At 47.3% G+C, this 13441-nt stretch carries 15 protein-coding genes; 1 reads left to right on the top strand and 14 read right to left on the bottom strand.

Annotation, left to right across the window (positions count from 1 at the left end; genetic code table 11):
* Nucleotides 1-100: 100 nt before the first annotated feature.
* From GX364_04900 to metG, 14 genes are all read right to left on the bottom strand, one after another.
* Nucleotides 101-712 carry an aminoacyl-tRNA hydrolase gene (locus GX364_04900; GenBank protein NLI70185.1) on the bottom strand — a complete coding sequence of 204 codons (612 nt, stop codon included), beginning with the start codon at nucleotides 710-712 and terminating at the stop codon, nucleotides 101-103.
* Nucleotides 713-717: 5 nt separating this feature from the next.
* Complete coding sequence (locus tag GX364_04905) at nucleotides 718-1425, bottom strand: 50S ribosomal protein L25 (protein NLI70186.1); 708 nt, start codon at nucleotides 1423-1425, stop codon at nucleotides 718-720.
* Between the two features lie 73 nt (nucleotides 1426-1498).
* Nucleotides 1499-2434, bottom strand: coding sequence for a ribose-phosphate pyrophosphokinase (locus GX364_04910; GenBank protein ID NLI70187.1), 936 nt, complete (start codon nucleotides 2432-2434; stop codon nucleotides 1499-1501).
* An 89-nt stretch (nucleotides 2435-2523) separates the two neighbouring features.
* Entirely contained in the window at nucleotides 2524-3894 is a 1371-nt protein-coding gene (glmU, locus tag GX364_04915; protein ID NLI70188.1) for a bifunctional UDP-N-acetylglucosamine diphosphorylase/glucosamine-1-phosphate N-acetyltransferase GlmU, read from the bottom strand.
* Nucleotides 3895-4043: 149 nt separating this feature from the next.
* Nucleotides 4044-4376: a septation regulator SpoVG gene (spoVG, locus tag GX364_04920; GenBank protein ID NLI70189.1), complete on the bottom strand. Its 333-nt coding sequence runs from the start codon at nucleotides 4374-4376 to the stop codon at nucleotides 4044-4046.
* Nucleotides 4377-4474: 98 nt separating this feature from the next.
* The gene (locus GX364_04925; GenBank protein ID NLI70190.1) at nucleotides 4475-5236 is read right to left on the bottom strand and encodes an NTP transferase domain-containing protein; all 762 of its coding nucleotides are present in this window, start codon (nucleotides 5234-5236) and stop codon (nucleotides 4475-4477) included.
* 40 nt (nucleotides 5237-5276) lie between these two features.
* Nucleotides 5277-6137 (bottom strand): 4-(cytidine 5'-diphospho)-2-C-methyl-D-erythritol kinase, encoded by an 861-nt coding sequence (gene ispE / locus GX364_04930; protein NLI70191.1) that lies wholly within the window; start codon nucleotides 6135-6137, stop codon nucleotides 5277-5279.
* 110 nt (nucleotides 6138-6247) lie between these two features.
* Nucleotides 6248-6436: a small, acid-soluble spore protein, alpha/beta type gene (locus tag GX364_04935; protein NLI70192.1), complete on the bottom strand. Its 189-nt coding sequence runs from the start codon at nucleotides 6434-6436 to the stop codon at nucleotides 6248-6250.
* A 196-nt stretch (nucleotides 6437-6632) separates the two neighbouring features.
* On the bottom strand, nucleotides 6633-6896 hold the full coding sequence (locus GX364_04940; protein NLI70193.1) for a Veg protein: 264 nt from the start codon (nucleotides 6894-6896) through the stop codon (nucleotides 6633-6635).
* 248 nt (nucleotides 6897-7144) lie between these two features.
* A complete protein-coding gene (locus GX364_04945; protein NLI70194.1) occupies nucleotides 7145-7621 on the bottom strand; it encodes a hypothetical protein in 477 nt (158 codons plus the stop codon).
* Between the two features lie 50 nt (nucleotides 7622-7671).
* Entirely contained in the window at nucleotides 7672-8550 is an 879-nt protein-coding gene (rsmA, locus tag GX364_04950; protein ID NLI70195.1) for a ribosomal RNA small subunit methyltransferase A, read from the bottom strand.
* Between the two features lie 51 nt (nucleotides 8551-8601).
* Nucleotides 8602-9774 carry a DUF348 domain-containing protein gene (locus tag GX364_04955; protein ID NLI70196.1) on the bottom strand — a complete coding sequence of 391 codons (1173 nt, stop codon included), beginning with the start codon at nucleotides 9772-9774 and terminating at the stop codon, nucleotides 8602-8604.
* A 294-nt stretch (nucleotides 9775-10068) separates the two neighbouring features.
* On the bottom strand, nucleotides 10069-10842 hold the full coding sequence (locus tag GX364_04960) for a TatD family hydrolase (GenBank protein ID NLI70197.1): 774 nt from the start codon (nucleotides 10840-10842) through the stop codon (nucleotides 10069-10071).
* 10 nt (nucleotides 10843-10852) lie between these two features.
* Nucleotides 10853-12811 carry a methionine--tRNA ligase gene (gene metG, locus GX364_04965; protein NLI70198.1) on the bottom strand — a complete coding sequence of 653 codons (1959 nt, stop codon included), beginning with the start codon at nucleotides 12809-12811 and terminating at the stop codon, nucleotides 10853-10855.
* 362 nt (nucleotides 12812-13173) lie between these two features.
* Between metG and GX364_04970 the strand changes: the two genes are divergently transcribed.
* Entirely contained in the window at nucleotides 13174-13422 is a 249-nt protein-coding gene (locus GX364_04970) for an AbrB/MazE/SpoVT family DNA-binding domain-containing protein (protein NLI70199.1), read from the top strand.
* Nucleotides 13423-13441 lie beyond the last annotated feature (19 nt).

Genomic DNA, 13441 nt, shown 5'->3' on the forward strand with positions numbered 1-13441 from the left:
CCGGGAAATTCCAGAGGGCTTAACCTACGAAGATTTGCTGTACACAACAGCAAATTATTCTTGATTATAGCTATACCTTGGGGCTAATGTTTACTCATTTTCAGGACATTTTCCCTTTTCCTTGACATACATTGAATTTATTCATGGCTGCATCCAGACCTTCGTCGATCGTTACCAGTATCGCTTCGGCCGCCTTCTCCTCTGCCCGGGCCATGATTTCTGAATCGGCAACACCCCGCGTTTTCAATAAATAAAACTCGGGTTCCATGCCAGGAGGCGGCCTGTCAACCCCCACCCTCAGGCGAGAAAAATGTTCGGTGCCGAGGCTTTCAATAATCGAAACAATCCCCTTATGTCCTCCACTGCCTCCCTGCGGACGCAGGCGTATCACTCCGCGTTCAAGATCCATATCGTCGTATATAACCATCAGCTGTGCAGGTTGGAGCTTGTACCAACGCAACGCTTCGATGACGGCCCTGCCGCTCAAGTTCATATAGGTCAAAGGTTGGAGCAGAACCAACCTTTTACCCCTGTAGTCTTTTTCGGCGTAAACGTAAAAACCCCTTCGGCGAACCTGCCCTCCACCCAATTTCCGGAACACCCTTGTGATGACACGAAATCCAACGTTATGAAGGGAATGTTCATACTTTTTTCCGGGGTTGCCAAGACCTACAATCAATTGTTCAACGGTCTTCCCCTTCTTCCACAGCATGGCTTTTATTCTTCCGGAGCCGTTTCTTCACTGCTTTCGTCTTCTGCCGGAACTTCTTCGCCCTCTTCAGCAAGTTCTTCGACCTCGTCTACTTCTTCTTCCTCCTCCTCTTCTTCCTCCTCCTCCTCCCGTGGCATGAGGACCTGGACAAGAATCTCTTCCGGATCGGTTTCCAATTCGATATTCTCGGGCAGTTCCAGTTCACGGGCCAGGATACCATCACCAATTTCCAGGGATGAAATATCTACCTCCAGAAAATCGGGGATTTCGGCCGGCAGGCAGAAAATCTGCACATCACGCCTCAACAACTGCACAACCCCATCTTCCCTGACACCCGGCGACTCCGTTTCCCCCACCACCTGCAAGGGAACATCCGCCAAAATCTTCTCGGTCAACGAAATGCGGATAAAATCTATGTGAAGAAGACGATCACTGTACAGAATGTCCCTTTGAAGTTCCTTGAACATTACCGTTTCAACGGCCTTCTCACCCGTTTTCTTTCCATTTATTATTTTCAATTCAACAATTGCATTCTCTCCGGCACCGGAGGAAAGAGCTTTGCTCAGCGCCCCCCCGTCTACCAACAAAGAAATTGTTTCTTTCCCGCGTCCATAAACAACGGCCGGGACCAGATTTTCCTGACGAAGCCGGTTGAGCTCACCCCTGGTTCCACGCCCGGGCCGCAACTGTGCCTCCAGGGCTATCCTGTCCATAATCAAAACCCCCTTTTTAACGTCTCAACAGTAACAAATAGTATACAATAAGCCTGTACAGAAGGTCAATTTGTTATTCGAAAAGTTCACTGACCGACCTGCGTTGATGGATACGCACTATTGCCTCTCCGATCAACGGAGCCACTGACATGATCTTTATTTTTTCAGGGCATTCCTCCCTCAAGGGAATGGTATTGGTAACAATTATTTCTGTCAAACTGGACGCACATAGCTTTTGCAGGGCAGTCCCCGAAAAAACAGGGTGGGTACAGCAAGCATAGGTCTTCCTGGCCCCCTTTTCAAGCAGGGCCTCGGCCGCCAGGATGATCGTCCCACCGGTATCGATAATATCATCCATCAGAATAGCAGTCTTGCCCTCAACGTTACCGATAAGATTCATCACCTCGGTCTGATTTGGGGCGTATCGTCTTTTATCAACTATGGCTATCGGCATTTCCAGATAATTGGCCAATTTTCGTGCACGCGTAACCCCACCCAGATCGGGAGATACGACAATCCCATCCTCAATATGCTTGTCCTTGAAGTATTTGGCCAGAATGGCGATCGTGGTCAGGTGATCGAATGGGATATTGAAGAAACCCTGAATCTGGCCGGCGTGCAAATCCATGGCGATGACCCGGTTTGCCCCGGCAGTGGTTAACAGATCCGCCAGCAATTTGGCGGTAATCGGTTCGCGTCCCCTTGATTTACGGTCCTGCCGGGCATATCCGTAATAAGGAACCACCGCATTCACCGATTTGGCCGATGCCCTTTTGAGAGCATCCATCAAAATAAGAAGTTCCATAATGTTTTCATTGACGGGGGAACAAAGAGGTTGAATGATAAAAGAATCGTCTCCCCTGACGCTTTCCTCGATAAAAATTGTAATTTCACCATCTTTGAAACGGTTCAATTTTGCTTTGCCCAGGGGAACACCTACATGATTTGCAATTTCCCGCGCCAAAGACGGATTGGCCGTTCCACTAAATATTTTGATGTTGTTTTCTATACCATCGGTTACCACTTCTTTTATCCCTCCCCCAAATTTTACAAAAATGATCCAACTCTATGCTTCTCTATTTGACAGTTTTTATCCTTTTAATCGTTACTATCTTTTAGAAACCGTTTTGCCATCCTGTCCTTGTTGATCTGGGGAGCACGTCCCAGAGCCAACGCCCCGGCCGGAACATCTTTGTTGAGCGTTGAACCTGCAGCCACGTAAGACCCTGCACCGATCTTGATGGGAGCAATGAGATTGCTGTTGCATCCGATGAAAGAATTTTTCTGTACGCAGGTACGGTGTTTGATCTGACCATCATAATTGACAATGATCGAACCTGCACCAAAATTGACGCCGGTTCCTATATCTGCATCGCCGATGTAGCTGAGATGCGGAATCTTGGACCCGGCTCCTACATCGGAATTTTTAACCTCGACAAAATTACCGATCTTGACCCCCGCGCCGATCACAGTTCCGGGGCGCAAATAAGCAAAGGGGCCGATATTTGCCCCTTCGTTGATGGTACTTTCTTCCGCCACGGAATTTTTTACCGAACATCCATCACCGACCGACGTATCCCGCAAATGCGTTCCCGGCCCAATCCGGCAATCGTTCCCTATCCTGGAATTTCCTTCAACAATTGTCTGTGGATAGATCGTCGTGCCGTTGCCCACCTCCACCCCGTCATCCATAAAAGTAGAGTCCGGATCAATGATATTAACCCCTGTTTCAAGCAACTTCCTGTTAATACGGCCGCGCAATATCCTGACTGCTTCGGCCAATTGCAAATAATCATCGATCTTCATACTTTCCCCGAAATCTTCAGCCACAACCGCCCCTACATTCAGGCCATCCTTGATCATTGAAGAAATGATACTGGCAAAAAAACATCCATCAGCCATTTCCCGGGACCCGGTCTGTTTCAGGTATTTCTTGAGTGTCCGGGCCGCCAGGCAGTACGCTCCCGTGTCTGTCTCCTCAATCGTTTTCTCCCCGGCCAGAGCCTCCCCATCATCGACCACAATTTGAATGTCTCCATTTGCGTTGTGGATCATCCTTCTGTATCCGGAAAGTTCAGGTATTTTCGCGGCAAGCAAGACGACATCTCTTTCCTGCGCCGCTTCTGCCATCCTCTTCAAAGTCCGTGGTAAAAGTAACGGCATGTTTCCATGAAGAACAAGCACCGATCCGGAATCCGGAAGAACGTCCACCAATGATTCTACCTTCGCGCGGGGATTCTGTTGCCATGCTCCCGGGATACAGTGCGCCCCCCCCGCTCCGTGCAACATCTGCAACTCTCCTTCAGAACCACCCAGAAAGATAAGATTTTTCGTCAATAAACGAGCACCGTCTGCCACATACTCAAGCATCGGCTTGCCACAAAGCACCTGCCCCGATCGGGGTCGGCATGAATCTGTGCAGGGGGCAACCCCGTCGATCAACAATATTATTGCTGCTGTACAGCTCATGAACTGACAACCTCCATCAAATTAATTATTTCCAACCTAACCTTACTATATAATAATATCGGCAGAAGGAAACCAAAAAAGAGGAATGATGTATCCATTCCTCTTTTCTGGAATAATTGGATTTATTAGGCCTCCGTGGCCCCCGTCCCTTACAAAAAGGTATCTTCTTCCTGTACATCCTGTGTATCGTGTACATCCAATTCCTGCCTGGCAATCTCCTCTTTCTCCGCCAGCTCCTGACGATAAGCTTCGATAACCACTTCTTCTATCTTTCCCCTGGCCTCGGAAGTAATGGGGTGGGCTATGTCCTTGAATTCACCAGAAGGCGTTCTTTTGCTGGGCATCGCCACAAACAATCCGTTATTACCCTCAATAACCCGCACATCATGGATGACAAATTCGTCATTCAACGTTACTGATACAATCGCTCTCATTCTTCCATCATTATTTATCTTTCTGACCCTTACATCGGTGATAATCAAAAGGTAACACCCCCGGATAAACAGGATTTTTTAATTTGTGTACTAATTCTACAGATTATTCCATAATCCTTCAAATTGAAGATATTTCTTTAAATTTATTAATTTTCTGTAGATAACAATTTGCGAACCAACTCCAGATCCGAAGGCTTATCCACATCCACGCCTATCTCTGCATAAGGGGTAACCACTGCCCGTGCCTTGACCTTGAAAAGTCCCGATAAATAGGTTTCCAGTTCTTTGATCGACAGACGTTTGATAAGAAATTTTATGATATAAATCAGGGGCAGAGTCTGTACCAGTTTCCACGGTCTTTTTCGATAGGACAGGTATACTTCAATATCGTCAATCTGCTCCAAAATCCAATACGGCTTGGTCATCATGACATTGCTACCGGTAAAAGTTCCTTCTTTGAGTTGCACATAAGTCCTCTTCACTCCAGGATAGTTTTTCTCACAGCTTTCCCGGGTGATGATCGGATAGTAAAAATCATGCTCGTAAGGGGAACAACGTTCCATCAAATCTTCAATTGCCTCCCTGGAAAGTAGAGGTATATCTGCCGAGATGATCAAACAGGGCCTGTACGGGTCCAATTCACCGAGACCGGCGGCAATATTGTCAAGAAACGAACCGCGGGGGGTGATCGACTGGAAACTGTAACGGTCAATATTCAATTTTTCTAGCTCGTCGGGCATTCCTACCACGATGATATCTCCAATTTCAGGCACTTCTCTCAAGGTCCCCATTATAATTTCGATCATTGTACGTCCTTCAATTTTTATGTAGGCTTTGTTCTCCACTTTCTCCATGATTTCCAGATCGCCCCTGCGGGTAGCTCCCGCCAGGATAACCACGTTCAACACGATACCGATCCCTCCTCCTGTCACATTATGGCAAAACAATTCAAAGAGTCCAACTGATCCAGGCTTCATATCCTTCCTGTTCAAGGATAAACACAACGGCATGCGCCATCTCGAGAGAATCAGTCAATGCAAACATAACCGGGCCGCTTCCCGACATCAAGGGCAGCAACCCCGATTCTCTGAAAAGATTTTTCAGCCGATCCAACGAAGTATTGTCCCGGAATATTATTTCTTCCAGCATATTGACGCAATCCCGGGCCAGCCAATTCAAAATATTTTCCCGGTCCCCCCTCTCCAGATGCCGCCTTAAACGATCATAGCCAGAAGTAGTAGCAGGCAATTCACGGGGCAACTTCCTGTATACCCCGCCGGTATGAATCACAAGACCCGCGGGCCTGGCCAGTACCAACCAGGAAAAAGGCAAAGAAGGCCACCGTTCCAGTATCTCCCCCCGTCCACGGGCCAGGGCAGTTCCTCCCTGAAGGCAGAAAGGCACATCGGAGCCCAGTTCAACAGCAATTGCCGCCAACTCATCCCGCGAAATCTGCAAATTCCATATCCTGTTCAGTGCAGTCAGTACAGTGGCCGCATCTGCACTCCCTCCACCCAGTCCGGCTCCCATGGGTATATTTTTGTACAGCGTTATGTTCAGCCCCCTGTTGATCCGGGCCCTTTTTTTCAATGCAATCGCTGCACGGTAGGCCAGGTTTTCATCCCGGGGAATAACGGCTCCCCTGGTACAAAGATTGATCCCGCTGTTCTGAATTTCCTGAAATATCAGGTAATCACAAAGGCCAATCTGCTGCATGACCGTTTCTATTTCATGATAACCATCAGGCCGCCTTTGAAGCACCTTCAAACCAAGATTGATTTTTGCCGGAGCGTTGAAAACCACATCCATGATGCTGTTTTTTTACCTTCCCCTCCCTGGATCTGATCATCTTTTCTTCCACATGGTTCATAATAATTCCTCCAAAAAAGGTGCGCCCTTGAAGGACGCACCCTGCCACCTTAACTATTATTGATGTTATTATCCCGGAGCATCTGCTCAGCTTTCTCGATAGCCAATCTGACCATATTCCCGCATTGTCGGGAGGTAACTCCGCCCCAGCCCTCCCTTTCGACAATGTCGGCAACACCCATGTCCCTGGCCATTTCGTACTTCATGGCTTCGGACATTACTGATCGACGACGGGCCATTCAGCATCAACTCCTTTAAATAAAATGGTGGCGTGATTATTTTGCCACGATACGTTTTTCAAATACGAGAAAATGTAATCCAGTTGATGAAAATGAACCATGATTTATGAATAGTTATCCACTTGCTTTCAAATTTAAAACAAAAAAAGAACCTTTTTCTTTCAAAGGTTCTTTTAAAGATATTTCCATTCAACTTCTAGTTTCCCGAAGCAAACACTTTGTTTTCATTGAAAAAACTAAGTTCAACCGTTTCCGTCAAAACATCGGCATAACTGAAAGTAAATCTTTGATAGTAGTTTGGTTCATCAACCCTGATAACAAATATTGATGGGTAGGTACTCTCCAGCACTCCTTCTTTTTCAAAAGTCCTGCGTCTTCCCCGGTTGGCTTTCAATTTGATCTTTTCTCCTACACGAGATTCCAGGCTTTTGCGGATCTCATACAGAACATTTTTGGCCACTATCTTATCACCTCAGCAATTATTCTGTACCATATAAACACAAGCATATCATACAGCTTTATATTAACATAATTCCCGGGCAGGGTCAAGCTTCTTCTGGGAAATATTGGCATCGGGGCGCTGAAAACAAATTGTCTCCCGGGTTTCTGGATACACTGTTTTTTCGAACCCTGTCCGCCTGAAACAATCGGGGAAAATGTTGCTGTCCGCTCGCCACTCACCAAATATCATTTTGACAGAAAAAATTGTTATTTGGTATACCTGTCTGCTACCTTGGAAGCACCGTACGAATCGGGCTTGATCCGTGCATCATAGCCACTGCCTATCACCATGCCCACAACTTCTTTGATAATTTCCCTGGTTTCGCCTTTTTCCCCCACATCCAGATGTATTTCAATGTTCAGTTCCGAGAAACCGTTCTGTAACAATTTGTCTGTGAGCCGGCTGGCGACCTCCAGGCTCAGCAAAGTTTCGTAGAAGATTCTCTGACGCATACTCTCCATGTAGCGATGCCTTCGTTTGTGAAAAAAATAACGCCCGCCTTTGCCCACCCTGTGTATCACAATTGCCGTAACGAAAACGACTTTGTCGTTGATGTATGCATGGGAATCGGTACCGATAATAAGCTTGTAATTTTCCTCATGACTTTCGTTTACATAGGAGGTTAGTTCTGCAAAAGTATCATCGAAGGAAAGCCTGCCTCTGGAGGGACTAATGAAATTCATCTGCCCGGACCTTTCATTTTCGATCTAGACGCTGGCACTGAAATTATCGGTCAGGATTGTCTATCACTAGCATTATAAATCAATCGACAAAGGTTTGCAAATTCTGCAACAGCAAGCGATTCCGGCCGTTGTTGCGGATCAATTTGAGCCTCTTTCAACAATGAAGTCAGGTATGGTTTCTCGTAACCAAAACAATATCCCAGAGAGTTCAACAAGGTTTTGCGACGATACTTGAATACCCCCGTTACCAATTTTTTGAACAAAGTTTTGTCGCCCATGTCGGGGAGAACAATTTTTGGTTTGGCAACCAACACCGTTGAATCTACCTCGGGAACGGGATAAAAAACATTGGGCGGGACATTGAAAGCTATTTTCAGATCGAGATAACACTGACTCAGGACAGATAAAGAACCATATATCGGGGTTGAAACCGGGGCAACAATTCTTTCCGCTACCTCTTTTTGAAGCATAAAAACTGCTTTGCGCCAGAAGATATCCCCCTCCAGAAGTTCGTAAATAAACAGCGAGGAAATATAATAGGGCAAATTCCCCACCAGTTTGACAGACCTCTTTTCAGAGCCCCAGACCGAATTACAAAGATCCTCCATGTTCAGTTCGCGGACATCATCCTCTACCAGCGTTACATTGGTCGGGGAAGAAAACAACTGTCTCAAAAAACGAACCAGACCCCGGTCGATCTCGATGGCAATAACTCTGTCCGCTCCCTGGCTCAACGGCAAGGTCAATACACCCAAACCGGCACCGATCTCCACAACGTGATCGCCCGGTTGTAAATCAACCTCGGTGACAATCTTCCTGACAATATTGGCATCGGCAAGAAAATTTTGCCCCCATTTCTTGCTAGGCTGGAGGCAAAATTCAGTCATGATCTTTTTGATTTCACGCGGCGATGCCAGATTGATTTTCATTTATGTATCAAACTCGTTATCCTTATCGGCCCTTCAGAAATATATACTTGTTCAGGGGAGTAAATATACCTTCAAGTTACGTCTTCCAAAACGCAACGCGCTGCTATGAGTTGAAAACAGGATATCGATCTTGTTCCCTTTTATCGCCCCGCCGGTATCAAGAGCCACGGCATATCCATAACCCTCGATGTACACGTTGCTGTACAGGGGGATAACCTTCGGGTCTACAGCAATAATGTAGGGGTTCTGTTTTGTGCCGTCCCCCCCGCGTGCCACTGCTCCCGTCGCCGTCCTGCCGGTGGCTTTCCCGGTACAAACCGAATAGCCCCTCGAATCAACCGGACAGCCGGAACCCGGAGTGCCGGGGCAATAAGCGGTGGCATTGACATTCAGCATTTTGACAAATTGGATATCCAGCCCGGGGACCACCGCCCTGGTTCCCCGTTCGATTATCTTGTTGCGAGGCGGACTTATGATCGTTTCATCGATTACAGCCCTGCTTACCTCCCGGCCATCGGCCAGAACTATTTCCATCGTCTCTTTTTTCAGTCCTTCCTCGCCTTCACAGACGACACAGACTGATCCCATGTCCATGGCCGGATTCTCCCGGTATACCGAATTGAACGGGATAGCCGTCTCGGCAGACGTATAAATCTTTTCGATCCTTACGATGGAAATCTCATCGTAAGGGCCGAGTATTTCATTCAAACCGGGATCGACTTCATCAAATTCACCGATTTCAATTCCTTCTGCCACAAGAAAATCTCCCACCGAAACGGGTGAAGTCCAGAATTCAGCGACCTCGCTGTCGGCGCACAAGATAACTGGAAAAGCCTTTTCTATGTAAACATGCTCATTTCTGCACAACAAATCTCTTCCGCCTGGCACGATCCTGTCCCGGGGGTGTGTCTCCATATTCAACTCATCCAACAATTCCTCCGGGGTGCGGCTGACTGTTCTTACTTCCTTCACGAACTGGCCATCTACATAAACCCGGGCTGTATTCAACGATCCATGATATACAAGAAACATGGAAAGAATTATGCCTGCAAAAAAAAGCATCTTGGACTTCCGAGGCAACCAGGCGGAAATTTTTTCCTTGAAATCATTCCTGATCTCTTGCCGTCTTTGACGCTTTAAACGTTTTTCATACCTTCGCTGTTTTGTTTCAGATCTAACCAGTATACAGGCTTCAGGTTCCTCATTTATGGATAAACCACTCATTGTAGAGCCCCCCTGCTTGGCAACATCTTATATTTGTTAAGAAAATTTGTCAAACCCCCCATTTATTATTAAGATACGTTAATAATTTGAAAGATTACGCTCTACATTGATAAGTATCCCTATTGATCTTTATTTTGCCATTTATCTCCTGACTTCTTTCGGATACAGACAATTCCCGGTCAATATTTGCCATTATATTCCTTTATTGCCCCGATACGGCGCAGAAAGTTTGTCCATTTATTATATACAAGCTCTCTCTCAATTATTCGGACTATTGTGCCAATTGCAGAAGTATTATCGGGAGATAGAAATGCCCAGCAAGCGCTGGAAATTGCGGCGGCATTGTCTCTGCAGTTCCTCGGGGGATATCCCTTTGAGGGCTGCAATCCTTTCGTATGTGGCGTGAATAAATGAAGGTTCATTCCTTTTACCGCGGTATGGCTGGGGGGTCAAAAATGGAGCATCGGTCTCAACGAGGAGGCGGTCAAGAGGAATCATCCTGACCACATCCCTCAAACGATCTGCCCGGGGATAGGTAACGGGGCCGGCAATAGAAATATACAGGCCCAGATCCAGGCTCTTGCGAGCAAACGATTCATCCCCGGAAAAACAATGGAGGATCCCCCCCACCCGGCCTATTTCTTTTTCAACCATTATTTTCGCCAGATCGTCATAAGCATCCCGGCAATGAATAACCACCGGTTTCTTCACCTCGCGGGCAACATCTATCTGGGTACGAAATATTCGTTGCTGAACATCACGTGGAGAATGATCACGATAATAATCGAGGCCCATCTCCCCGATAGCAACTACCCCGGGAAGAAACGCCAGCTCTTTTAAAGAGCGGGGAAAAGTGGGAGTAACACGCGCAGACTCATGGGGGTGAATCCCAACGGTTGCCCATATCCACGGAGTTTCCGCGGCGATAGCCACTGCCCGCGACGAAGATTTCTCGTCAATTCCAACAGAAACAATAGCCGATACTCCGCGTGCAGCGGCTCGTTCGAGAACTGCTGAAAGATCTTTTTTGAAATCGGGAAAATCAAGATGGGCATGGGTGTCGATCAATGGAGATCCCTCACGTTATGATAGTACCGGCGGGAATATCTCTGTCCACCGTTACAAGGCTCAATTCACCGTCATCATTTTCGGCCGCCAGCAGCATCCCCTCGGACTGGATCCCCCTGAGTTTGACCGGCTGCAGGTTGGCAACCAGCACCACTTTCTTGTCTTCCAGCTCCTGCGGTGAATAACTCGGGGCTATCCCGGCCACCACCTGCCTGAGTTCACCATTTTTCAATTCCAGGGTTATTTTCAAGAGTTTATCCGTCCTGGCCACTTTTTCGGCCGATAGTATCCTGGCCACGCGCAATTCCGCTTTCTGGAACTCTTCCAGGCTGATGAGGCCCCGCTTGTCCCCGTCATCATCCTGCCGGACACGTTCACCCCGTGATTCATCGTTGCCTTTGTGCCAGTTTATCTCTTCATTCAGGTTCAAGCGGGGAAAAAGATCTTCCCCCCTCCTGGTTGTCAAACCTGCCTTGATCCCTCCCCAACGGTCAAGGCTTTCCCGGCTCTGTCCCTCTTCATCTCCGGCGAGGCCCAGCTGGATCCACATTCTCTGCGGAGTACCGGGCATGAAGGGACACAACAGCACCCCGATAAATCTCAAACCCTCGGCCAGATTGTACATTACCGTCCGGAGACGCCCCCTGGCAGCCTCCCCTCCATCCTTGGCCAGATCCCAGGGAGCATTCATGTCGATATATTTATTGCATTGCCGCACAAGTTGCCATAACTCGGCCAGGGCATTGCTGATCTGCAACCTGTCCATCAACGTTTCCATCTTCCCCGGAACTTGCAACGCCAGCGATACCAATTCATCATCACCGATGGCAACCCCGGCAGGCGCGGGTATAACACCGTTGAAATAGCGGTCCATCATCGTCAGGGTACGGCTTACAAGATTGCCCAGATCGTTGGCCAGATCGGAATTGATTCGCTGTACCAACGCTTCAATGCTGAATACACCGTCGGCACCAAAAGGTATCTCCCGCAGAAGATAATATCTGATAGCGTCCGCCCCGTACCTCTTTATCAATACCCGCGGGTCAACAACATTGCCCTTGGATTTGGACATCTTTCCCTCATTCAATATCAACCACCCGTGGCCAAAAACCTTCCTGGGCAGGGGCAGATCCAGTGCCATCAGGAATATGGGCCAGTAGATGGTGTGAAAACGCACGATTTCCTTGCCAATAAGGTGGACATCGGCAGGCCAGTAGCGGTTGAATTTACGGTCATCCTCACCCAGATAATCGAGGGCGGTAAGATAGTTGCTCAGTGCATCGAGCCATACATAGACAACATGGTCGGGGTCAAAAGGAACGGGTATCCCCCATTTGAAAGCGGTCCGTGATATACAGAGGTCTTCCAGGCCAGGTTCAAGAAAATTGTTGATCATCTCGTTTTTTCGCGAGGGGGGTTGGATAAATTCCGGATTTTCTTCTATGTAGGAACGCAATCTATCCGCATATCTGGACATGCGGAAAAAATATCCTTCCTCGGAAACCAGTTCCACTTCCCGCCCGCAATCGGGGCATTTGCTTTCTTCGACCTGCCTGTCCTGCCAGAAAGCTTCACATGGCGTGCAGTACCATCCCCGGTAATTGCTTTTGTAGATATCGCCATTTTCAAAAAAACGGTTGAAAATTTTTTGCACCACCACCTTGTGTCTTTCCTGGGTAGTGCGAATAAAATCATCATAAGAAATCGCCAGTTCTTCCCAAAGTTCCTTGATCCATTCTACAATTTCATCCACGAAAACCTGAGGTGGCTTTCCGGCAGCTTCGGCCTGACGCTGTATTTTCTGCCCGTGTTCATCCGTGCCCGTTAAAAATAACACGTCATAACCGGCCTGCCGTTTGAAACGGGCCAACGCATCGGCGGCAACCGTGGTGTACGAGTGCCCGATATGAAGTTTGTCGCTGGGATAATATATGGGAGTGGTAATATAAAAACTTTCACCCTTGCTCATGAAAAGATATCCTCCTGCTACCCCCGATAAGATGGATCTGCATCTTTAGTATTTGTTCAATCTTGAAAAAGAATCAATCTTAAAAAAACGGGCCTTCCGGATCGTTTTTGATACGGAAACGAAATTGCCAAACATATACAACAATTATAGCAAACCCAATATCCGTGTCAAGAAAATACCTCCTGATTGTGGCGGCTTCTACCGCCCCGCAAGGCACTTTTACGGTGCCCGGAAAGGTGTTTTCAAGTCATGATTTCTGGCATATTTTGTATGCCAATGGCTTCCATGATAAAGCATTGACATGGTTACAGTAATTGGTATAATATCTCTTAGAGCGTTACAAAAAAAAGGGGGAATATCTTTTGAAATCAACAGGAATCGTAAGAAAAGTAGATGAACTTGGCAGAGTAGTTATCCCTATCGAACTCCGTAGAACGCTGGGCATAGAAGTCAAGGATGCGCTGGAAATTTACGTCGACGGGGTAAGCATTATTTTGAAGAAGTATGAACCTGCATGTATCTTCTGCAATAGTGCGGACGACATGGTCAAATATAAAGGAAAGAATGTTTGCAAGGAATGCATCTCCATCATGTCGGGTAGCAACGATTAAATTTTTTAAAAGGAAAAAA

Source organism: Bacillota bacterium, assembly GCA_012518215.1.
In the GTDB taxonomy this organism is placed as follows: domain Bacteria; phylum Bacillota; class Dethiobacteria; order DTU022; family PWGO01; genus JAAYSV01.